The sequence below is a fragment of the Nocardia sp. CA-129566 genome, from assembly GCF_050956075.1.
Classification (GTDB): domain Bacteria; phylum Actinomycetota; class Actinomycetes; order Mycobacteriales; family Mycobacteriaceae; genus Nocardia.
Window position 1 is genome coordinate 743,900 of record NZ_CP192085.1, and the last position, 24,586, is coordinate 768,485.

Sequence of the window (24,586 nt, forward strand, 5' to 3'; positions counted from 1 at the left end):
TGCCGAAGGTGTGGCTGTTGGCGATGAGCGGGCCGGGGTCTCGTTCGTGTGGATGCATGGCTGTTGGCGCGCTGTGCCGCCGGGCGAGCGAGGGTGTTTTGCCGGTTCGTGTGGACGCATGGCTGTTGGCTCGTTGCGCCGCCGGGCAAGTGGGGGTGTTTTGCCGGTTTGTGCGGGTGGATGGCTGTTGGTTCGTTGTGTCGTCGGGCCGGGGTGGGGTGCTTTGCCGACGGTGTGACACTTGGCGAGGAGCGGGGCCGGGTCTCGGTCGTGTGGATGCATGGCTGTTGGCGCGCTGTGCCGCCGGGCGAGCGAGGGTGTTTTGCCGGTTCTGTGGATGCATGGCTGTTGGCTCGTTGCGCGGCCGGGCGAGCGAGGGTGTTTTGCCGGTTCTGTGGATGCATGGCTGTTGGCTCGTTGCGCGGCCGGGCAAGCGAGGGTGTTTTGCCGGTTCTGTGGATGCATGGCTGTTGGCTCGTTGCGCGGCCGGGCAAGCGGGGGTGTTTTGCCGGTTCGTGCGGATGGATGGCTGTTGGTTCGTTGTGTCGTCGGGCCAGGGTGGAGTGTTTGCTGAAGCTGTGGCTGTTGGCGATGAGCGGGCCCAGGTCTCGTTCCTGCGGGTGAATGGCTGTCGGCTTGTTGCGCTGCCGGGCCTGCGTCGGGGGTTGTGCCGAAAGTGTGGCTGTCGGCGATGAGCGCGCGGTCTGAGGATGTCGGCCGGTCGCCGGGCTTTACGTCGTTATGTGGAGGTCTGCCTCATTACGCTTGGGGTATGCGAATTTCGGTTGCGGCGGACGAGCGGGTGGGTGTGGCCGAGCAGCTCGTTGTGGATCTGGAGAGGCGGGGGTTCGAGACCCTGGTGCACGGGGCGTTATCGGATACCGAGCGGGACGATTGGGCCTGGGCCAGTGCAGCGGCGGCGCGCGATGTGATCGAGGGGCGGGCCGAGCAGGCGATCGTGTGCTGTTGGACCGGGACGGGTGCGTCGATCGCCGCCAATAAGGTCGCGGGGATCCGGGCCGCGCTGTGCGGTGACGCCGTGACGGCGGCCGGTGCGCGGAAGTGGAATGACGCGAATGTGCTTGCGCTGAGCCTGCGTTCGACCTCCAGTGCGGTGCTGACGGAGATTCTGGACGCCTGGTTCGGCGGCGAGCCGAGTACAGATCCGGATGACCGCGCCAACATCGCTCATCTGTCGAAGATCGAACGCGGTCACTGATCGGTCCTGGCCGCCTGCACCGTCGCACCAACGATCGGCCGGCCGCCCGAGATCCGCATTGCAGCCGTGCGGTCGTTCGGCCATCACGTCGAGTTCCAGGCGAACCGATCCCCGGTGCCGCGACGACCACTGTCTCGATCCACTCAGTAACCAGCTCGATCATCGGTTCGCCCTCGGCGACTTAGCTCGAGGTCGGCTGATGCCGTGCCATGTTTGACAGTATGCTGTCAAATATGGCAGCATACTGTCATGGCAATGAGAACAGTCCACCAGGCCGTCTACAACACGCTCGCCGACTGGGAGGTCGGTGCCGCGACCGCGCATATCAACAATCCGCGCTGGCAGATCGCGCCGGGGACGTTCCGGGTACGGACCGTTGGGCCGACGCTGGATCCGATCACCACAATGGCGGGAGTACGCATCGTGCCGGATATGGCGCTCGCCGATCTCGCTCCCACCGATAGTGCGATGCTGATCCTGCCGGGGGCCGATCTGTGGATGACCGGCGACGAACTGGCGCCCTTCGCGCACAAGGCGCGGGAGTTCGTCGACGCGGGAGTACCCGTCGCGGCGATCTGCGGCTCCACCTTCGCCTTGGCCAAGGAGGGCCTGCTCGATGACCGGGCGCACACCAGCAATGCGGTGGAAGTCCTTCGGTACAGCGGATATTCGGGTACCGCGCATTACGTCGCCGAACCCGCCGTGACCGGCGATAACGTGATCACGGCCAGTGCGATGGCGCCCTTCGAATTCGCCCGCGAGGTGCTCGACCTGCTCGGCGTCTACGAGCCGCGCATCCTCGATGCCTGGTACCGGCTGTACGGGCACAGCGATCCGACGGGCTACGCCGAACTCGCCGAATACGAGATGGCATCGTCGCAGACATGAGCGATACGCCCGAACAAGAGTTGTTCAGCACCGCGGCGATCACCTCGTTCCGGCTGAACGGTCAATTCCTCACCATCGCAGAGGAATTGGCCGGTCCGGCGGGGCTGACCGCCGCCTGGTGGCAGGTGCTCGGCGCGGTGCTGCGCGGACCGCTGCCGGTCGCCGGGATCGCCCGCGCGATGGGCATCACCCGCCAGAGTGTGCAGCGCATCGCGGACCTATTGGTGGACAAGGGACTTGCCGAATATCGGCCCAATCCGGCGCACCGGCGCGCGAAGCTCGTCGCGGTCACCGAGGCCGGTCGCGATGCGATCAAACGCATCAACCCGCAGCACGCGATCCTCGCCGCACGCCTCGCCGACGAACTCGGCCCCGACCAGTTCACCCTGACCGTCCAGGTCATGACCCGACTTTCCGCCGCCCTGGACGCCATCACCGACGAAACCTGAACTCCAGTCGCGGCTCTGCGCCGCCGCCCGGATCAGTCGAAGGGCTTGTCGGTGCGGCCGACCAGGTCGGCGACCGAATCGACGACCAGGGTCGGGCGGTAGGGGAATTGCTCGATCGATGCGCGGGTGGAGATGCCGGTGGTGACCAGGACGGTTCGCATGCCCGCCTCGAGGCCGGAGACGATATCGGTATCCATGCGGTCGCCGATCATGACGGTCGACTGGGAGTGGGCGCCGATCCGGCGCAGTGCCGAGCGCATCATCAGCGGGTTCGGCTTGCCGACGTAATACGGCTCCTTGCCGGTCGCGCGGGTGATCAGCGCGGCGACCGAACCGGTCGCCGGCAGCAGGCCGTCGCGGGACGGGCCGGTCGCGTCCGGATTGGTGGCGATGAACCGCGCGCCGCGCTCGACCAGGCGGATCGCGGTGGTGATCGCCTCGAAGGAGTAGGTGCGGGTCTCGCCGAGCACCACGTAGTCGGGGTCGCTATCGGTCAGCACATAACCGATTTCGTGCAGTGCGGTGGTGAGTCCGGATTCGCCGACGACATAGGCGGTTCCGTTGGGGCGCTGGTCGTTCAGGAAGGTCGCGGTGGCCAGCGCCGAGGTCCAGATCGCCTCCTCCGGGATATCGAGCCCGGTGTGGCGCAGGCGGGCCTGCAGATCGCGCGGAGTGCGGATGGAGTTATTGGTGAGCACCAGGAACGGGATCTCATTGGCCCGCAGCTCCGCGAGGAACTTATCGGCACCCGGCACCAGATGGTCCTCGTGCACCAGTACGCCATCCATATCGGTGAGGTAGGACAGGATCGGTTCAGCCGCTGTAGTCACGAGTCAATTGTCGGCTACCGGCCAGCCCACCGCGCGACTACCAAGCCGATGCGACCATCCCCACACCAACCACCGCGTCCACCCCACCAGCGCGGTGCGCACTCGAGCGTGCGAGTCTGCTGCCGCACAGCCACTTGGCATCCCGCACACGGTGTGGGTTGTGCGCGATGCCTATTCGCTATGCGAGAGCGAATCACTGTCCATAGGTTGCGTGACTTGCCGCTCTTGATGCGGGCCCGCAGTCGAGTTGGTGTGACCCTGCACACCGATCGAGCCGCGCTGACTATGGTCGAGGGAGGCCGTGTGAGAACCGATCGCGCAGCGCCCAGGTAGGTCGATCGAGATGCGGGAACTCCCGTGTCGCCCTTGCGGTTGTACCGGGATGCGGTCGCGGGACGCATGCGGCCGACGGTGTGCGGAACCTCCCGTACCACCCGTTGAGCGAAGCGACAGGAGTGGCGCATATGGGTGATCTCAAGCTCGGATACAAGGCGTCGGCGGAGCAGTTCGGGCCGCGGGAACTGGTGGAAATCGCGGTGCTGGCCGAGGAGCACGGCCTCGACAGCGCGACGGTCAGCGACCATTTCCAGCCGTGGCGGCACAAGGGCGGGCACGCACCGTTCTCGCTGGCCTGGATGGCCGCGGTCGGTGAGCGCACCAAGCGCATCCAACTCGGCAGCTCGGTGCTCACCCCGACCTTCCGCTACAACCCCGCCGTCATCGCGCAGGCCTTCGCCACCATGGGCTGTCTGTATCCGGACCGCATCATGCTCGGTGTCGGCAGCGGTGAGGCGCTCAACGAGATCGCCACCGGCTACACCGGCGAATGGCCCGAGTTCAAGGAGCGTTTCGCTCGGCTGCGCGAATCGGTCGATCTCATGCGCGCACTGTGGACCGGCGAGCGCACCGACTTCGACGGCGAGTACTACAAGACCGTCGGCGCCTCGATCTACGACGTGCCCAAGGGCGGCATCCCGATCTACATCGCGGCGGGCGGACCGCTGGTCGCACGCTATGCGGGACGCGCGGGTGATGGTTTCATCTGCACCTCCGGCAAGGGTATGGACCTCTACACCGAGAAGTTGATGCCCGCCGTCGCCGAGGGCGCGGCCAAGGTCGGTCGCACCGTCGAGCAGATCGACCGGATGATCGAGATCAAGATCTCCTACGACACCGATCCCGAACTGGCACTGGAGAACACCCGCTTCTGGGCACCGCTGTCGCTCACCGCCGAACAGAAGCACTCCATTACCGACCCGATCGAAATGGAGGCCGCCGCCGACGCCCTCCCGATCGAGCAGATCGCCAAGCGCTGGATCGTCGCCAGCGATCCGGACCAGGCCGTCGAGCAGATCAAGCCCTACCTCGACGCGGGCCTCAACCATCTGGTCTTCCACGCCCCCGGCCACGACCAGCGCCGCTTCCTGGACCTCTTCCAGCGCGACCTGGCCCCGCGCCTGCGCGCACTGGGCTGAGCCGCCGCCTCGGCGCGCCCGCTTCCATGGGCGCGCCGAGAACGCGCGCCGCCCGACCCCCGCAGCGCAAATTGCGGCGATCCCGTACCGGCTGTCGGCCTTCGCGATCGCTCTGAAACCTGTGCGAGGTGGATAGGGTGCGGCTGTCTTTCGGCCCGGTCGATTGGCCGCGCCGAAAATGTGTGGCTCCCTGGGCTGCCGTGCATACCCCGCTGGATAGCGCGCAGGTCGCGGGATTCCCGTACCCGCTGTCGGCCTTCGCGATCGCTCTAACGCCTGTGCGGGGGTGCACAGGGTGCGGTCGTGTGCCATCCGGTCGATTGGCCGCGCCGAGAACGTGTGGCTCCCTGGGCTGCCGTGCATACCCCGCTGGATAGCGCGCAGGTCGCGGGATTCCCGTACCCGCTGTCGGCCTTCGCGATCGCTCTAACACCTGTGCGGGGGTACACAGGGTGTGGCCGTGTGCCATCCGGTCGATTGGGCGTGCCGAGAATGTGTGACTTTTTGAGCTGGTGTGCTCACCGCACTGGATAGTGCAGGTCGTGCGACCCGCGCTCTTTCTCAGCCTTCGCGCTCGCTCCCGGGCTTGTGCGGGTGTAGAGGGTGCGGGCCGGGGCTAGGTCCGGGTGAGGGCGAAGATGCGTAGGTCGCGGGTGGTGCGGGAGCGGTAGGCGTCGTATGCGCCGGTGACCTCGACAAAGCGGGCGAATATGGCGTCTTTGCCGGTCTCGACCAGGTCGGCCCGGACCGGAAGGCGCTGACCCGCAATGGCGACGGTGGCCTTCGGATTCGCCAGTAGATTGGCCGACCACGCCGGATGTTTTTCCTGGCCGAAGTTGCTGCCGATCACGTACAGCGTGTCGCCGTCGTGCACATAGAGCAGCGGTTGCGTGCGCGGCTGGCCGGATTTGCGGCCGATGGTGGTCAGCAGGATGACCGGTGCGCCGATCGGGCCGAGGACCGTGTACTTGGCGTCGGTGCGCTCGAGCACGGCCCGATCCAGCGGCGTGATCTGCCGGATGACCCACGAACCGGGCTTGGTGGCAGCGAACTTGGTGGCGGCGCGGGCGAGAAGATTGGTGTTCGAACCCCATTGGCGGTTCGGGAACGGCTCAGCCATGCCCGGACTATATCCGGGCACGGCGCGAACAGCATTCGTGATCGCGATCTCGCTCGACCATCGAGGTAGCCGCGGGTTCACTAAGCTCTCGGATATGGCCGAATCCGCTCCATCCGCTGTGTACATCGCATCTCCGGAGGGTGACACCGGAAAATCGACGGTGGCGCTCGGAATGCTCCAGATGCTCTGTGCGAGCACCGCCCGGGTCGGCGTCTTCCGGCCGATCACCCGCTCGACCACCGAACCGGACTACATCCTGGAACTGCTGCTCGAGCACAGCACCGCCGATATCGACTACACACAGGCCATCGGGGTCACCTATGAGCAGGTGCACGCGGATCCGGATGCCGCGATCAGCGAGATCGTCATGCGCTTCCATGACGTCGCGAAGTTGTGTGACGCGGTAGTGATCGTCGGCAGCGACTACACCGACGTGGCCAGCCCCAGCGAACTGCGCTTCAATGCCCGCATCGCGGTGAACCTCGGCGCGCCCGTGCTGCTGGTGGTGCGCGGTTCGGGCCGCACACCGGACGAGGTCAAACAGTTGGCCGAGCTGTGCGCGTTCGAACTATCGCTCGAACATGCGCATCTGGTGGCCATTATCGCCAACCGTTGCGATCCGGCGCATTTGGACGAGGTCTGCGCGGCACTGGGCGGCTTCGATGTGCCGTCGTGGACCTTGCCAGAGGTGCCGCTGCTGATTTCGCCGACCATGGCCGAGCTGTGCACCGCGATCGGCGGCGAAATGTACAGCGGCGATGTGGAATTGCTGCAGCGCGAGGCATTGCAGGTCATGGTCGGCGGCATGACCGCCGAACATATTCTGGAGCGGCTGGTCGACGGTGTCGTGGTGATCGCACCGGCCGACCGCTCCGACGTACTGCTCAGTGTGGTGAATGCGCATGAGGCGGAAGGCTTTCCGTCGCTATCGGGCATCATCATGAACGGTGGCATGCTGCCGCATCCGGCGATCGCCAGACTGATGAGCGGCCTCAAACCGAAGCTGCCGATCCTCACCACCGAACTGGGCACCTACGACACCGCGAGCGCCGCCTACCGCACCCGCGGGCGGATGTCGGCGGGCAGTCCGCGCAAGGTCGATACCGCGCTGGCGCTGATGGAACAGCACGTCGACGCGTCGCAGTTATTGCAGCACATAGAGATTCCGGACACCTCGGTGGTGACACCGCAGATGTTCGAATATCAGCTGATCGAACGCGCCAGGGCCGATCGCAAGACCATTGTGCTGCCCGAGGGCGACGACGACCGCATCCTGCGCGCGGCCGGTCGGGTATTGCAGCGCAAGATCGCGGATCTGATGATCCTCGGCGATGAGACGGCGGTGCGTGCCCGCGCCGCGGAACTCGGCGTCGATATCTCGGCCGCGCGAGTACTCGATCCGCGCACCTCGGGCTATCTCGACGAATTCGCCGCGGAGTACACCGAACTGCGCAAGCACAAGGGCATGACGCTCGAGCGCGCTCGCGAAACCATGGCCGATATCTCGTATTTCGGCACCATGATGGTCCACAGGGGCATTGCCGACGGCATGGTGTCCGGTGCCGCGCACACCACGGCGCACACCATCCGGCCATCCTTCGAGATCATCAAGACGGTGCCCGGGGTGGCCACTGTCTCCAGCGTCTTCCTCATGTGTCTGGCCGATCGGGTGCTCGCCTATGGCGACTGCGCGGTCGTCCCCGACCCGACCTCGGAGCAGCTTGCCGATATCGCGATCTCCTCGGCGCACACCGCGGCCCGCTTCGGCATCGAGCCGCGCGTCGCGATGCTGTCGTATTCGACCGGTGAATCCGGCAGTGGCGTGGATGTGGACAAGGTGCGGGTCGCGACCAAACTGGTGCGCGAGCGCGAACCGGATCTGCTGGTGGAGGGCCCGATCCAGTACGACGCCGCGATCGAACCCACCGTCGCGACCACCAAACTTCCCGACTCCGAGGTGGCGGGGCGGGCAACGGTTTTCGTCTTTCCCGACCTCAACACCGGTAACAACACCTACAAGGCGGTGCAGCGCAGTGCCGGTGCGATCGCGATCGGCCCGGTGCTGCAGGGGCTGCGCAAGCCGGTCAATGATCTGTCCCGTGGTGCGCTGGTCGCCGATATCGTGAATACCGTTGCGATCACGGCGATCCAGGCGCAGGAGGGCTGACCCGGTGCGGTCGTTCGATGCGAGCACCTCGGCACCCCGCCGATCTCACACCAGTGGCTCGCGACACACGCGCGGCATGATGCGGAAGAACGCGGCCGCCGCCGTGGTTGCCGACAGCGTGCGGGGAACGCGCGAGATGCAGGAGGCATCATGACCAAGGGTGCCGATGACCTGGTGTTGGTGATCAATTCCGGTTCGTCGTCGATCAAATACCAACTGCTCGATCCGGACTCGGGTGTGGTCGCCGCATCCGGCATGGTCGATCGGATCGGCGAGGAGAATGCCGGGATCGAGCACAAGGTCGATGGCCGGACCATCGAACATCGCGGGCCGATCGCCGATCACACGGCAGGCCTGCGGCTGGTCTTCGATATGTTCGCCGAGACCGGTCATGATCTGGCCGCCGCGGGTGTGCGCGCGGTCGGGCACCGGGTGGTGCACGGCGGCGAGGTGTTCTATCGGCCGACGCTGCTCGATGATGCCGTGGTCGCGGCGATATCCGACCTGTCTGCGCTTGCGCCGCTGCACAATCCGGCGAATGTGGCGGGTATCGAGAGCGCGCGTGCACTGCTGCCGGGCGTGCCGCAGGTCGCGGTCTTCGATACCGCCTTCTTCCACGGCCTGCCCGATGCCGCAAAAACCTATGCCATCGACGCGAAAATTGCTGCCGCGCAAGGCATTCGGAAGTACGGATTCCACGGCACCTCGCACGAGTACGTCTGCGGCCGGGTTGCCGCGCTGCTCGAGCGGGATCCGGCCGAGCTGAATCAGATCGTCTTCCATCTCGGCAATGGCGCATCGGCCTCGGCGATTCGCGGCGGCCGCCCGATCGACACCACCATGGGGTTCACGCCCTTGGAGGGGCTGGTAATGGGTACCAGGGGCGGGGATCTCGATCCCGGGATCATCGCGCATCTGGTCCGCTCGGCGCATATGGATATCGACCAGATCGACGAAATGCTCAACCGCGACTCCGGACTCAAGGGCCTGTCCGGTGTGAACGACTTCCGTGAACTGCAGCGGCTCATCGACGCGGGCGACGCCGCGGCCCGCCTGGCCTACGACGTCTATATCCACCGGCTACGCCGCTACCTCGGCGCGTACCTGATCGAACTGGGCGGCGTCGACGCCATCACCTTCACCGCCGGAGTCGGCGAGAACAGTCCGCAGGTCCGTGCCGACGCGCTGGCCGGGCTGTCCCGCTTCGGCATCGAGGTCGACCCGGCTCGCAACACCGCCGGGGAACGCACGGCCCGCCATATCTCCGTACCCGGCGCCGAGGTGGCCGTACTGGTCGTGCCGACCAACGAGGAATTGGCGATCGCCCGCGCTGCGCAACGCGTTGTCGCAGCTCAGGACGCTGACTGAGGCGGCGGGACCGGGCTCTGGAAAACCTCACGAAATCCTCACACTCGATCGGTCAGTATGGGTGTCGGATCAGGTTCGCGCCGGACACCGAAACCGGGCGGACCATCCGCCGTCATCGGGACCGCGATGCCCTCGCCACTCTCGATGTGTCCGCTCCGGCTGCCCCCGGGGCGGGCGGGACGCACGCGGAACCCGGGGTTCATCGGTACGCCGACTGCTCCGCGAACCTGGATCCGAGCCCGGCCGGCCTTCCCTCCCGGCCGGGTTTTATTTTGTGCGCGGTCTTCACATCCAGGTCTTGGCGCGAATCGAATTGGCCAGGTCGACCAGTGCGTAGCGGTGGTTGCGGCCCGGGGCAGTGCGGGCGAGGGCACGCAGTCCGGCTTCGATGCCCGCGCGCAGGTCGCGCTCGGTGAAGGGGGCGCCGAAGAGAGTCGCTTCGTCGCTTCTCGGTGAGTTGCCGGCCTGGAGCCACGCCAGGGCGGTGCCGAGGACGAGCACCCGCATCTGGGTCGCGCGGCCTTCGCCGATCGGCAGGTCGAGAATGCGCGAGGCCGAAATGTGCAGGGTGGATTCGGGGAGCTCGGCGATCGGCACCGCGGTGAGCAGCAGCAATACGGCGGTCATCCGGGCCGTGGTGTACTGCCGCGAGGCGGCGGGTACCTCATCGAGCGCGCGCACCGCGTCGTCGCAGCGGCCTGCCACCGCGAGTTGTCTGGCCAGGCCGAAGGCGGCGCTCACCGCCGCGTGGTCGGTGCGCCAAACGGTGCTGTAGAACTTCTCGGCGTAGGCGTGCCACTGCTGCGGATCCTCGGAATCCCAGTGCTGCAGTACGAGTTCCGCGGTGGCGGCGAGGGCGAGCTTGGGTGCTATCTCGCCGGGCAGCACCTCGAGCACCGCATCGAAACTGGTGTAGGCCTGCTCGAAATCCAATTCCAGCAGCTGGGCCTGGCCCAGATACCAGTCGATGCGCCAGTCGTGGCCGGCGGCCACCCGCGACAGCATCCGCCGAACCACGGCCGATTCGCCGAGTTCGAGGCGCAGCCGGGCCTCCGCCAGGGTCAGCTCCAGATCCATTACGTTCGGGGCAATGTCGTGATCGGCCGCGGCGCGCGCCCTGGCCTCCTGCAAAGCGGCGAGCGCATCCCGTGGCTCCGCCTGCGCGGCGGCCGCGAGCACCGGGACCGTGGCGTCGACGGGATCGATGAGCGGAACCGGAAGGGCCGTGGCCACTTCACCCGCGCGCAGCAGTTTGCTCCTGGCGATGCCGTCGGCATAGGCGTCGGTCTGGCTGATCAACTCCTCGGTGCCGAAGCTGCCACGCTGTGGACTGAAAACTGTGGACAGCTGTGGATGTTCGGCGCCGGTCTCCATGGATATTATCTCGCGCAGCACTCCGGCCAATTGGGCGGACATGGCGCGGGCGGAGGGAAAGCGGCGCGCGGGATCCGGATCGGTCGCACACAGCAGTGCGCGGTAGAAGAACTCGTAGCGCTGCAGTATCGGCTGGTCGGCGGGGTCCGGAATGCCGTCGAGGTAGCGCCCCTGCTCCCGCGGCATGCGCAGCGTCAGCACGGCCAGCGTCCGCCCGACGGTGAAGGTGTCGGTGGCCACCGTCGGTCCGGTCCTGGCGATCTCCGGTGCCTGGAATCCCCGGGTGCCGTACAGATTTCCGTACGCGCCGATGGTCGCGACGGCACCGAGATCGATGAGTTTGACCTGATCCTCGGTGATCATGATGTTGTCGGGTTTGAGGTCGTTGTAGGTCAACCCGATCGAATGCAGGTAGTCCAGCGCGGGCAGGATCTCCAGCACATATGCGATGGCCTCGGTGACCGGCATGCGCTCCGGCCGCAGGTAGGTGTCGAGGATGTCGCATAGTGAGCGACCGCCGACGTACTCCATGACGATGTAGCCGACCGACTCGCCGTCCGGGCCGGTGTGCTCGACGAAGTTGTGGATCTTGACGATGCTGGGATGCGCCACCTCGGCGAGGAATTGCCGTTCGGCAACGGCCACCGCCTGTGCCTCGGTGTCACCCGCATGCAGCAAACCCTTCAGGACCACCCAGCGATCGCTGACATTGCGGTCGATCGCGAGGTAGACCCAGCCGAGCCCGCCGTGCGCGATGCAGCCCTGGATCTCGTACTGGCTCGACACGATATCGCCCTCGTGCAGTGACGGGCGGAAATCGTATGGTGCGCCGCAGGTTTGGCAGGTGCCCGCGGTCGTCGCCGGTCGGATCGCGGTAGCGCGGCCGACCGGGCTGCCGCAGCGCCAACAGTAGCGCCTGCCCTCGGAGACAACGGGATCGACGAGTACCGCGGTCCGTGGATCGGCGGGCGGGACCGCTGGGATCTCGACGAGTCCGGCACCGAGTTTGCGTGTCGTCGGCCGGGAGCGCGCGGTGCGGACGTTGCGACCGGAGGTGCGGATGGTCGCGGCGGAGGTCGGTTCCGCGGGTGGGTTCCAAGCGCCGACGGTGAGTTCGGCGGCCACGTGGTCGCGGCGACCGGTTTCGCTGGACCTGGGTTCGCGCCAGATCGGCTCGGCGGATGCGTGGTAGTGCACAACCGACTCCGGGGTCTGCTCGGCGGGTTCCTTGTGCTCGGTCTCGGTCGAATCGGGGGAATCCTCGGAAGGGACATCGTGCTGGGGCGCCATCGCCGTCAGTCCTGATAGGTAGCCGCGGGTGGTGCTGGGACCGGGCCGAGGGTGGTGAGGTATTGCTGGTACAGCCGGACCCAGGTGCCATCGTTGCGGATGCGCTCCAGCGTGCCGTTGACGAAGCGGACGAGGTCGTCGTTGCCCTTGGGAATTCCGATGCCGTAGGGCTCGGAGCTGATGCTGGGGCCGACCAGTTCGGTGTAGGACGAGTCCTGTGTGGCCAGTCCCGCGAGGACGGCGTCATCGGTGCTGACCGCGTCGACTTGGCGCTGCTGCAGGACGACCAAACAGTCGGCCCAGGTGGGCACGGTGAGGATGGTCGCGGCGGGCTGGCTGCGACGCATTTGGTCCAGCGAGGTGGTGCCCGAGACGATGCACACCCGCTTACCAGCCAGATCGGCCAGCGTGCGGATACCGGAGTTCTTCACCGCGAGCACGCGCTGATACGACTGCAGATAGACGGTGGAGAAGGTGACCCGCTGGCGCCGGTCGCAGTTGATCGTCATGGTCTTGGCGACCAGGTCGACGCTGTGATTCTGCAGCGCGGTCTCGCGCTCGGCCGAACCGAGACTGCGGTATTCGATTTGATCCGGACTGCCGAACAGATCGCGGGCGACCTCCCTGGCGATATCGGCGTCGAAGCCGACAATGCTGCCGCTCACGGGATCACGGAAGCTGAAAAGGTTACTGCCGGTGTCCAATCCGACCACCAGGCGACCGCGGGCTCGGATCGCGTCGATGGTCGGGCCGTGGGCGCTCGCGCCAGCACCGGTGGGCCGCAGGCTGGCGGTCGGATCGCCGCACAGTGCATCGCGTTCCGGCGCGACCGGTGCATCCGTCGGTATCGTCACGGCCTGGGCGGGCAGCGGTGGCTCGGTGTACTTGACGGTCTTCGGGGTGATCGTCGCGTCCGAGCCGCTGGTACAACCCGCGAGCAGGGCCGTCGCGGCGAGCGCGGCGAGCAGTCCGCGCGCCCGGTTCACCGGTACTCCCGAAGTCGTGGCCAGATACCGAGGCCGACATAGGCCGCGGCGAGAATGCCGAGCACCATGGCACCCGGTGCCAGGAAGTCCAGCGCGAGCGCCGCGCCGGAGATGTTGTCGCGCAAGGTATCGCGGGTCTCGTCCAGACCCTGGCCGAGTGCGCGGTCCAGTGCGTCCACCTGCGCCGCGGCATCGGCCGAACCGGGTCCGGTCGCCACCGTCGCCGCCCCGGTGAAATCGCCGTGCGCCAGTGCGTCGGTCATCCGCTGATGAGCCGCCCGCCAACGCCCGAGTGCCGCGCGGGCATTGGCGATCTCACCGGCCGCTGGCGCGTCATCGGGATAGCCGCCGAGCAGCTCGTTGAGCCGGGTGACGCTGGCCTCATAGGTCCGGTCGTAGTCGCCGCTGGCATCGCGACGCACCAACTTCAGCGTCTCTGCCGAACGGGCCTGCTGGGTCAAGATCCGGCTCTCGGTCAATCGGGAGGCGGGCACCGCTCCATTGTCCCGCCCGCCGATCATCTCCGCCGCCGAGACCGATCCGGCGGTCAGTGTCCACGCCAACAGGATCAGCATCGCGGCGGAGGCGAGCAGCAGTCCCGGATTGAGCACGCGGTGCCAGCGCTTCGACAGATCGAACTGCGCCCAGACCAGCGTGCCGAGCGCCAGGATCACCATGGCGATCGCGGGCCATGGCGGCTGGACGTGATGGCGCTGGGCCGCGCTGACCGCATCGGAGCGATGGCTCTGCAGCTGGGCGGCCATCGGCAGCAGGACGGTCTGCATCTGATTCGACGCCTCGCTCAGATACGCCGCGCCGACCGGATAGCCATTGCGATTGTTCGCACGGGCGGTCTCGATCAGACCCGAATAGACCGGCAGGCCGGTGGCTATGCCCGCACGCAGCCGGGTATCCGGATCGTCATTGCCGGTGGCCTGTCCGGCCGCGTGGCCTGTTTGCGTCACCAGCTCCGCGGACGCTTCGCCGAGCGCCTGGCTGTAGCGGTCGCGCACGGCTTGCGGTTCCAGGCCGCCGGAGATGAACGCCGTGCTCGCGGCGGCGTCCGCGATGGACAGTGAGGTGTAGAGGTGATGGGAGGAGTTCGCGTCCGGCTCGGTTTCGTCGAGCAGGGTGTCCAATGCCTGCTGACGATCGCTCACCGTCGCGGCGGTCATCATGCCGGCGCCCAGACATAGACCGATCAGCAGCAAGCCGATGGCGATGAGCCGACCGGGCGTCGACAGCGCGAAGGACCGTAGGTTGGTCAGGTCCAGATGGGCGCGCAGCCCGGCCTCTCGCGGCACGTCGAGCCGCTCCGGCGCGGTATCCGCGGTGACCGCCGTCGGCTGTGGTGCCGTCGTCGATTCGAGCGCTGCCATCTCCACCTCCCCAGTTGGTGCGCACGTGTGCTCCTGCTGCGAGCTTATTGTGGTCTTACCGGCGCCGTGGCGTGTGCAATACATCCGCCACGGCTGGATGAGGATGGTAACCAGATGCGTGGTGACGGTGACGGCTGGTCCCGCGGTCCGGACGGACAGCGGCATTGGGGCCGCTTCGGCGCTGCCGGACTGCTGTTGCGGGCGCCGCTCGCTGGCGGCGGTTCGGCGGTGTTGCTGCAGCACCGTGCGCCGTGGAGTCATCAGGGCGGCACTTGGGCGCTGCCCGGCGGCGCCCGCGACAGCCACGAGACCCCGGTGCACGCGGCGGTCCGCGAGGCATGGGAGGAAGCGGGTATCCGTCCCGGCGATGTGCGCGTGCGCGCCGAGCGGGTCACCGCGACCGCATTGAGCGGCTGGACCTACGTCACCGTGGTGGCCGATGCCGTGATGACGCTGCCGACCAGTCGCAACCGGGAGAGCAGTGCGCTGGCCTGGGTTCCCGAGGACGAGGTCGACGGCCATCCGCTGCACCCCGGATTCGCCGCTTCCTGGCCGGCGCTGCGTGCGGCTCCGGCGCGCGTCTGCCTCGACGATGTATATGTCGATGACGCCAATGCGGTCGCGGCCGTCCTGCCGCGCACCGTCGACCTGGCCGACCAGGGATTCGTCTGGCTGCACGCCGAACTGGACGGGCCGGGCACGTTCGCCCGAATTGTCGACCCGGAGCTGCATTCGACCCCTGTCGGGCTGCCCGACGCGCATCCGGACACCGCCCCGGCCGATCCGATCCTGTCGCTCACCCGGATTCAAGTGCTGTCCTGAGGCATCGGCTGCAGCGTTCCGGGTACACGCCGTGGAAATAACTGCAGCCTCGGAGCCGCGCGCACCGCAGAACGGACCTGCGGTCGAGCCCGGAGCGATGTCGCGATGAGAGCGTGCTCGGCAGGCTTCGGTCGCGTCGAGTGTTCGTGAGCGGTGTCGGTTCGAGGTCGCGGTCGGCGAGTCGGTCGTGTCGAGTGATGAGCAGTGCCGGGCTGGGAGATCGGGCTTTTGGCGGGTCTCGGGCGCGTTGAGTGTTCGTGAGCGGTGTCGGTTCGAGGTCGCGGTCGGCGAGTCGGTCGTGTCGAGTGATGAGCAGTGCCGGGTTGCGAGATCGGGCTTTTGGCGGGTCTCGGGCGCGTTGAGTGTTCGTGAGCGGTGTCGGCTCGAGGTCGTTGCCCGCGAGTCGGTCGTGTCGGGCGATGAGCAGTGCCGGGCTGGGAGATCGCGCTTTCGGTGGGTCTTGGGCGCGTTGAGCGTTGGCGAGCAGTGTCTGCTCGAGATCATCCTCCGCGAGTTGGCCGAATCGAACATCATCGCCGCACTGGATCGGGTTGAGTGCGTCTCAGCCGAGGTGAGCGTTCTGCAACAGGGCGGACTTCAGCTGACGCGCAGCGGCCTCCGGATCGCGGGCCGCGGTGATCGCTCGCACCACCACAACGCGCTCGGCTCCCGCCGCGAGCACCTCGGGTAGCCGCTCGGCATCGATGCCGCCGATCGCGAACCACGGCCGGGTCGGATGGGCGTCGGCGGTGGAACGCACCAGGTCCAGGCCAGCGGCCTGACGTCCGGGCTTGGTCGGTGTCGCCCACACCGGGCCGGTGCAGAAGTAGTCGATGTGCTCGTCGACCGCGGCGAGTCCGGCTTGGGCCCGGCTGGTCGTCGAGCGCCCGATCGCCACATCGGGTCCGAGGATGCGCCGCGCGTACCAGGGCGGTAGATCGTTCTGGCCGAGGTGCAGCACATCCGCACCGGCGGCGAAGGCGATATCGGCCCGGTCGTTCACCGCGACCAGCGCACCGTGTCGGCGGGCCGCGGCCTTCAGCTCGGCCAGCGCGCCGATTTCGGCCTTGGCCTCGAGCGGGCCGAACTTCGCCTCACCGGGTGATCCCTTGTCCCTGAGCTGAATGATGTCGACACCGCCCGCGAGCGCCGCCTCGGCGAACCTGGCCAGGTCGCCCTTCTCTCTGCGGGCGTCGGTGCAGAGATACAGCCGGGCGGTAGCCAAACGCTCCCTGGGCGGCAGGGGCCGGTACTGGTGGGAGGGTTGCACGTGCTCGACCGTAGTCGCGCTACCGTGGGGATGAAAATAGTAAGGCAGGTGGAATCATGCGGACTCTGGCCGTCGTCGGTGGCGGCGCCATCGGACTCGCCGCCGCCTGGCGGGCGGCCGAGGCGGGATGGTCGGTCACCGTATTCGATCCCGCCGTCGGATCCGGAGCGTCCTGGGTTGCCGGGGGAATGCTCGCACCGCTGTCCGAGGGTTGGCCGGGGGAGGATCTGGTCCTCGAATTCGGTGCCGCCTCGCTGGCGCGCTGGCCCGAATTCGCCGCCCGGCTCGAATCCACGACCGAGGTATCGGTGTTCGTGGCCGATGAAACCCTGACCGTCGCGCTGGACGGCGCCGACGCCGCGGATCTGCGCACGGTGGCCGAATGGGTCGGCGGCCACGGCCACGAACTCGAGGTGCTGGACCGGGCCGGTGTCCGCGCGCTGGAGCCCGCGCTCGCGCGCACCGTGCGTGCCGGTCTGCGCGCCGCCGCCGAGCCCGCGATCGACAATCGGCAATTGCTCATCGGGCTCCAAAAGGCCTGCGGGACAGCTGGAGTCGACATGCGTGCGGAAGCGGTCGGGTCACTGGACGCGCTGGCGCACGATCAGATCCTGCTCGCCGCCGGCGCGGCCTCGGCGCGGCTGTGGCCGCAGCTGCCGGTCCGTCCGGTCAAGGGCGAGATCCTGCGCCTGCGTCATCGACCCGGCGCGACACCGCCGCCGCGGCGGGTGATCCGCGCACGGGTACACGGCAGGCAGGTCTACCTGGTGCCGCGCGCCGACGGAATCGTTGTGGGCGCAACACAATACGAGGCGGGCTTCGATACGACGGTGACCGTCGCCGGGGTCCGCGATCTGATCGCCGATGCCGAGGCGGTGCTGCCGGGCATCGGCGAATACGAACTGGCCGAGGCCAGCGCCGGATCCCGGCCGGGCACCCCCGACAATCTGCCGTTGATCGGGCGGCTCACCGACCGGATCGTGACCGCCACCGGTCACGGCCGCAATGGCATGCTCGCGGTCCCGCTCACCGTCGACGCGGTGCTGAGCCTGCTCGACGGCATCATCCTCGATGACGCGAAAGCCGCCGACCCCCATCGTTTTTCGACGGCGCACCCGCCGTCGCTCGCCACATCTGCAGGAGGAGTTCGATGACCTCGATCTCGGTCCCCATCGGTGTCACCGTGAACGGACAGGACCACGAATTCGACCGATCGCTCACGGTGCGTGAACTTCTCGATCGTCTCGGGCTGCCGTCCAAGGGCGTCGCGCTCGCGGTGGACGGTGCGGTGTTCCCGAAGTCCCGCTGGGACGAGCCGGTCGGGCGCGGCTGGCAGATCGAAGTGCTGACGGCGGTCCAGGGTGGCTGACGCACCGGAAAACGCCAGCGCCCCGGCGGAAATCGGCGCACTGGAGATCGCGGGCAAGAAGTTCGGCTCCCGCCTCATCATGGGCACCGGCGGCGCGGAAAACCTCGCCGTCCTGGAGGAGGCGCTGCTCGCCTCGGGCACCGAACTGACCACGGTCGCCATGCGCCGGGTCGACACGGTCGGCGGCACCGGCGTCCTCGACCTGCTCAAACGCCTCGAGATCATGCCGCTGCCCAATACCGCTGGCTGCCGCACCGCCGCCGAGGCCGTGCTCACCGCACAGCTGGCGGCCGAGGCGCTCGACACCAACTGGGTCAAGCTCGAGGTGATCGCCGACGAGCGCACCCTGCTCCCGGACCCGATCGAATTGCTCACCGCGGCAGAACAATTGGTCGACGCAGGATTCGTCGTACTGCCTTACACCACCGACGATCCGATTCTGTCCCGCCGACTGGAGGACGCGGGCTGCGCCGCCGTCATGCCGCTGGGCGCCCCGATCGGCACCGGACTCGGCATCGGCAACCCGCACAATATCGAGATGATCGTCGCTGGCGCAGGCGTGCCGGTCATCCTCGACGCGGGCATCGGCACCGCGAGCGATGCTGTGCTGGCCATGGAACTCGGCTGCTCGGCCGTCCTGCTCGCCACCGCCGTCACCCGCGCCAAGCAACCCGCCCTCATGGCGGCGGCGATGAAGGATGCGGTCAACGCAGGCCACCTCGCCCGCCGCGCGGGGCGCATCCCCAAACGCTTTTGGGCCCAAGCCTCCTCACCGGCCCGCTGAGTCGCGGGAACCCCGCCGCCTCGGGCCCTGGCACTCGCCGCACGACTCGGCGGTATCCGCAAGTAGGTGCCCTCGAGCGCTGGTGACGCCTGAGCCGACGAGGAATCCCACTCTGTCGCAAAGGATCGAGTACTTCGCATAGCGGGTCACTACCTCGCACATGCTAGACGTTGTGCGTGGTAGTCACTGCGTATGCGTGCACTGGGATCGCATACCAAGGCGTGCTGGGCGGAGGGAATCCCGCTCTGTCGCAAAGGATTGAGCCCTTCGCATAGCGGGTGATTATGCGCCGAGCGAGCGGCGGAAGCCGCACGTACCTGTGCGGCCGCATCGACATGTCCGTAGTCTCGGATCATGGCGGATCTCGGCGAACGCGTGCGGTCGGTTCGGAAGCGGCGCGGACTGACGCAGGCGGGAGCTCGCGCAGGCTTCGAACGTCTCGTGTCGCTGGTCCGCAAGATCGAGCAGGGTCGGCGCGATGACACCCGGATCGAGACTCTGCGCCGGATGGCCGCCGCCATGCGCGACGCCGTGCACGCCGGTCACCTGGGCCGCCAAGCCGATCGCATCCCCAAGGGCTTCTGGGCCCAAGCCTCCTCACCGGCCGGCTGAGCCGGAGATAACCCATCGCCTCAGGTCCGGCACTCGCAGGGGTATATAGCGCGGGGTACTCGAACCTGAATAGCCCGCCGAACGCAGAGAGACCTTCCCCCAAGCTGGGGAAGTCTCTTAGGCTGGCACCCCCCGAGGGTGCTCACTATTGCTCTCCCTTGGGGGCCGAGATAGTGCGGGATCCCGCAAGATCTCATGCCTCCGGCGGCCGGGAGAATGCCTCGATCGTCGCCTTGGATGTCGAGCGGTCCTGCAAGATCAGCTCCCACGGGCCGGAGTTGATGTCGAAGGACTTGCCGAATCCGATCCACTTCCCTGCCATCCGGGTGCCGGTCAGCTCGATCAGCAGTTGGATGGCGCCGTGGTACTTGGCACCCCGGTAGTAGCCATCAGGGGCGGTGCGCTCGGTCCAGGTGCCCGTTGCGACGTTCCCGTCGATGGTCAGGTCCATTTCCATGGACGAGATTGCCGACTCGGGCAGGCTGCGCACGGTCAACGCGTCATCGTGTTGCAACACCACGACGTGGTGAACCGCAGTGAAGGTGGCGTTACGCCCGGACGAGTAGTACTCGTACCTCGACAGCCAGATCCCGTTGTAGTTCCCGTTCGCCGGTCGTGGTGTCGCGGTAGCGGATTCGTGGGGTACTTGGCCGATCGGGGAGTCGACCACGTGCCCGTTCTCGTCGTCGCTGGATAGGGACCGGCCCGGCTCGACCGAACCGAATCCCAATGACTCGATTGGCATTTTCATCACTCTCTCGAGGGCGCGCGCGTGTGACGGCCGTGGGTTGAGGGTGGTCCCGGCTTCCCATCTTTGTACGAGTCGCTTGGTCGCGCTCGCGCAACCGACTTCCCGCAGGGCGCGCGCCAAATCGTCTTGGCTCATCCGCCGCGCGTTGCGGGCCGCGCGGAGTGCGAGGTTCGGTGCAGTCCCCATGACGACACGCTAGAGCAATGACGCCGGAATGTCGCCCTAAATAGGTGTGGTTTGACGTCTTTTGCGTCGTCGCTTCGCCATGCCGGTTCGACGGACGCTGAGGATGGCCCCGCCGTCGAGTCGACGCTTTCGGCACCTCGGCGGCGGGTGCCCACCATGTCGAATGAGGGGGTACATGCGATGCGAGATGAGCCGACCGCGTTGGGATGGGTCGACCTCGATATCAGTTCTGCGGCGGACTGGGATGCGGCGCAGGTGCGGCGGCTGGCGCAGCGGCTGGGCTATGCGCTGATCTGGCCGCCGGAGCTGTCGTCGCTTCCGCTGGTCGACCAAGTGCGCTGTGCTGATGTCGATGCGGTGATCGCGCCGTCGCTCGAGCACCTGAATGTGCTTGCGGTGAACGCGATTATGAGTGTGGCCGATGTGGAGATCGTGCTGCCACGACTATCGTTCCATCGTTGGGCGGTCGCACCTACCGGGCAGCCGCGATGAGCGGCACGGTTGTGTTGGAGTTGGCTGTGGCGGCTGGGTTGCCGCTGGCGGTGCTCGTCGGCGCGGTGTGCTGGCCGACCGAGGACCGCAATGACGAGGACGACGAGTAGATCCTGTTCAACGACGGGCCGCTCGGACACCCGCCGCACCGGCCCGTTAACGGGGCTATCGGTCAGGGGGATTCCCTGATGCGGCTCGGGGCCGATCGTCATCCTCGAGGATGATTGAACTAGGCACCATTTAATGACGCGCGTGGCCGCGCGATGAGGAAAGCTGGTCACCATGATCGAGCTGAGAGGCCTGACCAAGCATTACGGGCAGACCGTCGCGGTTCAAGATCTCTCCTTCACCGTTCGACCCGGACAGGTGACAGGGTTTCTTGGGCCGAACGGCGCCGGTAAATCCACCACCATGCGGATGATCCTCGGCCTGGACAAGCCCACCGCGGGCACCGCATTGATCAACGGCAAGCCCTACCACGAGCTCGACCATCCGCTGCGCGCCGTTGGCGCGCTGCTGGATGCCAAATGGGTGCATCCCAACCGTTCGGCCCGCGCGCATCTGCAGTGGATGGCCGCCTCCAATGGCATCGCGATGTCCCGCGTGGACGAGGTGCTGCGGCTGGTCGGCCTGTCCGAGGTGGCGGGCAAGAACGCGGGCGGCTTCTCCCTCGGTATGTCGCAGCGGCTCGGCCTGGCCGGTGCGCTGCTCGGCGATCCGCCGGTGCTGCTGTTCGACGAGCCGGTGAACGGCCTGGACCCGGAGGGCATTCTCTGGATCCGCCGTTTCATGCAGCGGCTGGCGGCCGAGGGCAGGACGGTGCTGGTCTCCAGCCATCTGCTCTCCGAAATGGCCCAGACCGCAGAGCATTTGGTCGTCATCGGCCGCGGTCAGCTGATCTCCGATTCGACCACACAGGAATTCATCGAGCGCGCCTCGGAACAGTCGGTGCGCGTGCGCAGTCCGCAGCTCGAGCAGCTGCGCAGCCTGCTCACCTCCAACGGTCTGACCGTCCGCGAAGACGGCGCGGGCCAGGACGGCGCCGCACTGGTGGTCGCCGGGGTGACCAGCGACGCGGTCGGCAAACTCGCGGGCGCCAATGACATCACCCTGTTCGAGCTGGCGCCGCAGCGGGCCTCGCTGGAGGAGGCCTTCATGCGGATGACCGGTGGCGCGGTGCAGTACCACGGTGAAGGTTTCGATCAGGTGATGGGAGGTGCGCTCTGATGGGCGTGCTGGCAGCGGAACGAATCAAGCTCACCTCGACCAGGTCGCCCTGGTGGTGCTCGGCCATTGTGGTGGTGCTCGCCCTCGGCTTGGCCGCGCTGTTCGCGGCCGTGGCCCGCTCGTCATCGGGCAAGGAGAACGCACTGGATCTGACCGTCGCCACGGCGGTCGGCGGGATCAGCGGCTTCGGCGTAATGGTCCTGATGATCATGGCCACCCTGACAGTGACCAGTGAATACCGCTTCGGCATCATCCGGACGACCTTCCAGGCGACGCCGCACCGCGCGAAGGTGATCGCGACCAAGGCCGGTCTGGTCGGGGTGTACGGCGCGGTGCTCACCATCGTGCTGGCCTTCGCCGCCTTCGCGATCGCCAAGGCGGTCGGCGGCGATGCGAGCAGCAATTTGACGCTGTCCGGCGGCGATGCCTGGCGCGAGATCTACGGCATACCGATCTACGCGCTGCTCAGTGTGCTCCTCGCGGTCGGCATCGGTGTGCTGGTGCGGCAGTCGGCCGCGGCGATTTCGCTGATCGTGTTGTGGCCCTTGCTGATCGAGCCGCTGCTCGGCGCCTTCGGCAGCTTCGGGCGCAATGTGCAGCCGTTCCTGCCTTTCGCGAACGCCAGCCACTTCTACAGCGCCACCGAATCGACGGCGAACTGGCACTGGGGACCGTGGGGCAGCCTGCTCTACTTCGCCGTCTTCGTCGCGATCGTCTTCGGTGCCGCGCTTTTCGTGGTCAACCAGCGCGACGCCTGATATCGGCTACCCGAGTTGCCCTCCCTCGCCACTCGGGTGCTGGGCGCCGACCTTGTCGGGAGGTCCGTGCGCCCCGTGCACCGTTCGCCACTGCCCGGCGGACGGTGCCATCGACCCGGTGTGTGAATCCCCTTCCGCACCGGGTCGATGCGTATTTCGGGACAATCCGGGCGGCATTGTGAATATCCAGAAAACTGTGATTCGCGTCGCTTCCATCCGGCAGCGCGGCTCGTTACGCTCGGGAACAGCAACCAGTGAGTTATCTATCGGTGGACCCGCTGAAGTGCCCGCTGAGTCTGATCTAGGGGTGGCGATGGCGGTAATAAGTAACCCGCCGACGGTTGGTCGGCTGAGATACGCTCGGGGCGTGACCGAAACACCTTCCGGCGGTACAGAGCCCGCGTCGGAGCCGGAGGACGAGGGTGGCGTTGCGCCCGAGGTGTCCATACCCTTGGTGCCCGCCGACGAGGACGACACACCGCGGCGTTCCGGTTCGGGATTTCGTCGTGGGCAGCTCTCCGCGCTGATGAATGCGGCGAACCAGCGGCCGGACCTCATCGGTGCCCTGCGCAAGGCGCGCGAACAGCTGCCCGGTGACCCGTCTTTCGGTGACCCACTGTCGGTTTCGGGTCCGGGTGGTGCACGTGCAGTTGCGCGTGCGGCGGACAAGTTGGTCGGGGATACCCCGAGCGCGGCCAGGGAAATCGGCTTCGGCGCACTGCAGGTCTGGCAGGCCATGCTCAAGCGTGTCGGCCGCGGACGCGGTAGCGAAGAAATAACTGTGATGTTCACCGATCTGGTGGCCTTCTCGAGTTGGTCGCTCTCAGCGGGCGATGAGGCAACCCTCGAGCTGTTGCGGGTGGTAGCCAAGGCCATCGAACCGCCGATCGCCGATCGCGGCGGTCAGGTGGTCAAGCGCATGGGCGACGGTGTGATGGCCGTATTCACCTCGGCCGATCGCGCATTGCGCGCCGCCGTGCAGGCCAAGCGCAATCTGGCCGAGGTCGATGTGCACGGCTATCGGCCGCAGATGCGCATCGGCCTGCACACCGGCACGCCGCGCGAGATCGGCGGCGACTGGCTCGGAGTCGATGTCACGATCGCCGCGCGGGTGATGGAGGCCGGAGGCAATGGCAACACCATGCTGTCGGAGGCCACGTTGCAGTCGCTGGCGCCGGAGACGTTGGGGGAACTCGGGTTCGCGGTCAAGCCGTACCGCCGCAGCTTCTTCGCGGCGCCACTGAGTGGCGTACCCGAGGACCTGCGGATCTTCCGCCTGTCGAAAGGCTGAGTTGTTGGCAGCGCCTGCGGCGCTGCGTGTTCGCGGCCCCCTTTTGTCTCGCGTCCGAGCCGTCGAGACTCGCGCCTGCGGCGCATGCGCTTCGACGGCTCGGACGCGATACGGGCCGCGAACGGTCGCTCGTAAGACTCGCTCCGTGGGGGAGGCTTTATGGCGGGCGTTCGGTGCTGGATGTATGCCTGCCCAGTGGTTGGGGCTTGCGGCTTGGGGTGCATGCGCTTGGGCGGCTCGGACGCGAGACGGGCCGCGAACGGTCGCTCGTAAGACTCGCTCCGTGGGGGAGGCTTTATGGCTGACGTTCGGCGCTGGATGTGTCTATATCAACCAGAGCGCCGCACCGGTGGCCGCCAGGATGCCGAGTACCGCGAGGGTGATGGCGAGTGGCCGAGTGGTGTTCCAGGTGGAGTAGGCCCCGCCCAGGAGGAACCCGGCCAGCGCGAAAAGGATGACGGAGGGCATGTGGTCATTCT

General features: G+C 67.1%; 23 protein-coding genes. 15 read left to right on the top strand and 8 right to left on the bottom strand.

What is annotated here, in order from left to right:
• Positions 1–772 precede the first annotated feature (772 nt).
• From ACQP0C_RS03445 to ACQP0C_RS03455, 3 genes are all read left to right on the top strand, one after another.
• A complete protein-coding gene (locus ACQP0C_RS03445; protein WP_433730455.1) occupies positions 773–1,219 on the top strand; it encodes an RpiB/LacA/LacB family sugar-phosphate isomerase in 447 nt (148 codons plus the stop codon).
• 255 nt (positions 1,220–1,474) lie between these two features.
• A complete protein-coding gene (locus ACQP0C_RS03450) occupies positions 1,475–2,107 on the top strand; it encodes a DJ-1/PfpI family protein (protein ID WP_433730457.1) in 633 nt (210 codons plus the stop codon).
• Complete coding sequence (locus ACQP0C_RS03455) at positions 2,104–2,556, top strand: MarR family winged helix-turn-helix transcriptional regulator (protein ID WP_433730459.1); 453 nt, start codon at positions 2,104–2,106, stop codon at positions 2,554–2,556. Before ACQP0C_RS03450 ends, ACQP0C_RS03455 begins: the two co-directional genes overlap by 4 nt.
• Before the next feature lie 32 nt (positions 2,557–2,588).
• Here the strand turns inward: ACQP0C_RS03455 and ACQP0C_RS03460 are convergent, their stop codons facing one another.
• Positions 2,589–3,344, bottom strand: coding sequence for an HAD-IIA family hydrolase (locus ACQP0C_RS03460; RefSeq protein ID WP_433734420.1), 756 nt, complete (start codon positions 3,342–3,344; stop codon positions 2,589–2,591).
• A 506-nt stretch (positions 3,345–3,850) separates the two neighbouring features.
• On the opposite strand from ACQP0C_RS03460, the gene fgd reads away from it, so the two are divergent.
• Positions 3,851–4,861: a glucose-6-phosphate dehydrogenase (coenzyme-F420) gene (fgd, locus tag ACQP0C_RS03465; RefSeq protein ID WP_433730461.1), complete on the top strand. Its 1,011-nt coding sequence runs from the start codon at positions 3,851–3,853 to the stop codon at positions 4,859–4,861.
• Between the two features lie 616 nt (positions 4,862–5,477).
• Here fgd and ACQP0C_RS03470 read toward each other — a convergent pair.
• Positions 5,478–5,981, bottom strand: coding sequence for a nitroreductase family deazaflavin-dependent oxidoreductase (locus ACQP0C_RS03470; protein WP_433730462.1), 504 nt, complete (start codon positions 5,979–5,981; stop codon positions 5,478–5,480).
• A gap of 94 nt (positions 5,982–6,075) precedes the next feature.
• On the opposite strand from ACQP0C_RS03470, the gene pta reads away from it, so the two are divergent.
• Positions 6,076–8,148 carry a phosphate acetyltransferase gene (gene pta, locus ACQP0C_RS03475; RefSeq protein WP_433730464.1) on the top strand — a complete coding sequence of 691 codons (2,073 nt, stop codon included), beginning with the start codon at positions 6,076–6,078 and terminating at the stop codon, positions 8,146–8,148.
• Between the two features lie 150 nt (positions 8,149–8,298).
• A complete protein-coding gene (locus ACQP0C_RS03480) occupies positions 8,299–9,516 on the top strand; it encodes an acetate kinase (protein WP_433730466.1) in 1,218 nt (405 codons plus the stop codon).
• 285 nt (positions 9,517–9,801) lie between these two features.
• Here the strand turns inward: ACQP0C_RS03480 and ACQP0C_RS03485 are convergent, their stop codons facing one another.
• Genes ACQP0C_RS03485 through ACQP0C_RS03495 form a run of 3 tightly spaced genes read right to left on the bottom strand, consistent with a single transcriptional unit; the run spans position 9,802 to position 14,545 of the window.
• Positions 9,802–12,180 carry a serine/threonine-protein kinase PknG gene (locus ACQP0C_RS03485; protein WP_433730468.1) on the bottom strand — a complete coding sequence of 793 codons (2,379 nt, stop codon included), beginning with the start codon at positions 12,178–12,180 and terminating at the stop codon, positions 9,802–9,804.
• Positions 12,181–12,185: 5 nt separating this feature from the next.
• Positions 12,186–13,166: a glutamate ABC transporter substrate-binding protein gene (locus ACQP0C_RS03490; protein WP_433730470.1), complete on the bottom strand. Its 981-nt coding sequence runs from the start codon at positions 13,164–13,166 to the stop codon at positions 12,186–12,188.
• Entirely contained in the window at positions 13,163–14,545 is a 1,383-nt protein-coding gene (locus ACQP0C_RS03495) for a hypothetical protein (RefSeq protein ID WP_433730472.1), read from the bottom strand. Before ACQP0C_RS03495 ends, ACQP0C_RS03490 begins: the two co-directional genes overlap by 4 nt.
• 114 nt (positions 14,546–14,659) lie before the next feature.
• Here ACQP0C_RS03495 and ACQP0C_RS03500 point away from each other — a divergent pair, with 114 nt between their 5' ends.
• A complete protein-coding gene (locus ACQP0C_RS03500) occupies positions 14,660–15,367 on the top strand; it encodes an NUDIX hydrolase (protein WP_433730474.1) in 708 nt (235 codons plus the stop codon).
• A 562-nt stretch (positions 15,368–15,929) separates the two neighbouring features.
• On the opposite strand, the gene thiE is transcribed toward ACQP0C_RS03500, so the two are convergent.
• A complete protein-coding gene (gene thiE, locus ACQP0C_RS03505; protein ID WP_433730476.1) occupies positions 15,930–16,637 on the bottom strand; it encodes a thiamine phosphate synthase in 708 nt (235 codons plus the stop codon).
• 56 nt (positions 16,638–16,693) lie between these two features.
• On the opposite strand from thiE, the gene thiO reads away from it, so the two are divergent.
• From thiO to ACQP0C_RS03525, 4 genes are all read left to right on the top strand, one after another.
• On the top strand, positions 16,694–17,791 hold the full coding sequence (thiO, locus tag ACQP0C_RS03510) for a glycine oxidase ThiO (RefSeq protein ID WP_433730478.1): 1,098 nt from the start codon (positions 16,694–16,696) through the stop codon (positions 17,789–17,791).
• Positions 17,788–18,006 (top strand): sulfur carrier protein ThiS, encoded by a 219-nt coding sequence (thiS, locus tag ACQP0C_RS03515; RefSeq protein ID WP_355189674.1) that lies wholly within the window; start codon positions 17,788–17,790, stop codon positions 18,004–18,006. The genes thiO and thiS overlap by 4 nt, the downstream gene beginning before the upstream one ends.
• A 31-nt stretch (positions 18,007–18,037) precedes the next feature.
• Positions 18,038–18,790 (top strand): thiazole synthase, encoded by a 753-nt coding sequence (locus ACQP0C_RS03520; protein ID WP_433734421.1) that lies wholly within the window; start codon positions 18,038–18,040, stop codon positions 18,788–18,790.
• Between the two features lie 354 nt (positions 18,791–19,144).
• Complete coding sequence (locus tag ACQP0C_RS03525) at positions 19,145–19,402, top strand: hypothetical protein (protein ID WP_433730480.1); 258 nt, start codon at positions 19,145–19,147, stop codon at positions 19,400–19,402.
• 193 nt (positions 19,403–19,595) lie between these two features.
• On the opposite strand, the gene ACQP0C_RS03530 is transcribed toward ACQP0C_RS03525, so the two are convergent.
• The gene (locus ACQP0C_RS03530; RefSeq protein WP_433730482.1) at positions 19,596–20,147 is read right to left on the bottom strand and encodes an XRE family transcriptional regulator; all 552 of its coding nucleotides are present in this window, start codon (positions 20,145–20,147) and stop codon (positions 19,596–19,598) included.
• A 348-nt stretch (positions 20,148–20,495) separates the two neighbouring features.
• Between ACQP0C_RS03530 and ACQP0C_RS03535 the strand changes: the two genes are divergently transcribed.
• The 4 genes from ACQP0C_RS03535 (at position 20,496) to ACQP0C_RS03550 (ending at position 24,107) form a co-directional block, all read left to right on the top strand.
• A complete protein-coding gene (locus tag ACQP0C_RS03535) occupies positions 20,496–20,831 on the top strand; it encodes a hypothetical protein (protein WP_433730484.1) in 336 nt (111 codons plus the stop codon).
• A 282-nt stretch (positions 20,832–21,113) separates the two neighbouring features.
• Complete coding sequence (locus tag ACQP0C_RS03540) at positions 21,114–22,058, top strand: ABC transporter ATP-binding protein (protein WP_433730486.1); 945 nt, start codon at positions 21,114–21,116, stop codon at positions 22,056–22,058.
• Positions 22,058–22,816: an ABC transporter permease gene (locus tag ACQP0C_RS03545; RefSeq protein WP_433730488.1), complete on the top strand. Its 759-nt coding sequence runs from the start codon at positions 22,058–22,060 to the stop codon at positions 22,814–22,816. The genes ACQP0C_RS03540 and ACQP0C_RS03545 overlap by 1 nt, the downstream gene beginning before the upstream one ends.
• Before the next feature lie 526 nt (positions 22,817–23,342).
• On the top strand, positions 23,343–24,107 hold the full coding sequence (locus ACQP0C_RS03550; RefSeq protein ID WP_433734422.1) for an adenylate/guanylate cyclase domain-containing protein: 765 nt from the start codon (positions 23,343–23,345) through the stop codon (positions 24,105–24,107).
• 324 nt (positions 24,108–24,431) lie between these two features.
• Here the strand turns inward: ACQP0C_RS03550 and ACQP0C_RS03555 are convergent, their stop codons facing one another.
• Positions 24,432–24,575, bottom strand: coding sequence for a hypothetical protein (locus ACQP0C_RS03555; RefSeq protein WP_433730490.1), 144 nt, complete (start codon positions 24,573–24,575; stop codon positions 24,432–24,434).
• Between the last annotated feature and the right edge of the window lie 11 nt (positions 24,576–24,586).

Coding starts and splice junctions, on each gene's coding strand:
- ACQP0C_RS03445 (WP_433730455.1), top strand. CDS start 773: ATGCGAATTTCGGTTGCGGCGGACGAGCGGGTGGGTGTGGCCGAGCAG.
- ACQP0C_RS03450 (WP_433730457.1), top strand. CDS start 1,475: ATGAGAACAGTCCACCAGGCCGTCTACAACACGCTCGCCGACTGGGAG.
- ACQP0C_RS03455 (WP_433730459.1), top strand. CDS start 2,104: ATGAGCGATACGCCCGAACAAGAGTTGTTCAGCACCGCGGCGATCACC.
- ACQP0C_RS03460 (WP_433734420.1), bottom strand. CDS start 3,344: ATGGATGGCGTACTGGTGCACGAGGACCATCTGGTGCCGGGTGCCGAT.
- fgd (WP_433730461.1), top strand. CDS start 3,851: ATGGGTGATCTCAAGCTCGGATACAAGGCGTCGGCGGAGCAGTTCGGG.
- ACQP0C_RS03470 (WP_433730462.1), bottom strand. CDS start 5,981: ATGGCTGAGCCGTTCCCGAACCGCCAATGGGGTTCGAACACCAATCTT.
- pta (WP_433730464.1), top strand. CDS start 6,076: ATGGCCGAATCCGCTCCATCCGCTGTGTACATCGCATCTCCGGAGGGT.
- ACQP0C_RS03480 (WP_433730466.1), top strand. CDS start 8,299: ATGACCAAGGGTGCCGATGACCTGGTGTTGGTGATCAATTCCGGTTCG.
- ACQP0C_RS03485 (WP_433730468.1), bottom strand. CDS start 12,180: ATGGCGCCCCAGCACGATGTCCCTTCCGAGGATTCCCCCGATTCGACC.
- ACQP0C_RS03495 (WP_433730472.1), bottom strand. CDS start 14,545: ATGGCAGCGCTCGAATCGACGACGGCACCACAGCCGACGGCGGTCACC.
- ACQP0C_RS03500 (WP_433730474.1), top strand. CDS start 14,660: ATGCGTGGTGACGGTGACGGCTGGTCCCGCGGTCCGGACGGACAGCGG.
- thiO (WP_433730478.1), top strand. CDS start 16,694: ATGCGGACTCTGGCCGTCGTCGGTGGCGGCGCCATCGGACTCGCCGCC.
- thiS (WP_355189674.1), top strand. CDS start 17,788: ATGACCTCGATCTCGGTCCCCATCGGTGTCACCGTGAACGGACAGGAC.
- ACQP0C_RS03525 (WP_433730480.1), top strand. CDS start 19,145: ATGGCGGATCTCGGCGAACGCGTGCGGTCGGTTCGGAAGCGGCGCGGA.
- ACQP0C_RS03530 (WP_433730482.1), bottom strand. CDS start 20,147: ATGCCAATCGAGTCATTGGGATTCGGTTCGGTCGAGCCGGGCCGGTCC.
- ACQP0C_RS03535 (WP_433730484.1), top strand. CDS start 20,496: ATGTCGAATGAGGGGGTACATGCGATGCGAGATGAGCCGACCGCGTTG.
- ACQP0C_RS03540 (WP_433730486.1), top strand. CDS start 21,114: ATGATCGAGCTGAGAGGCCTGACCAAGCATTACGGGCAGACCGTCGCG.
- ACQP0C_RS03545 (WP_433730488.1), top strand. CDS start 22,058: ATGGGCGTGCTGGCAGCGGAACGAATCAAGCTCACCTCGACCAGGTCG.
- ACQP0C_RS03550 (WP_433734422.1), top strand. CDS start 23,343: ATGAATGCGGCGAACCAGCGGCCGGACCTCATCGGTGCCCTGCGCAAG.
- ACQP0C_RS03555 (WP_433730490.1), bottom strand. CDS start 24,575: ATGCCCTCCGTCATCCTTTTCGCGCTGGCCGGGTTCCTCCTGGGCGGG.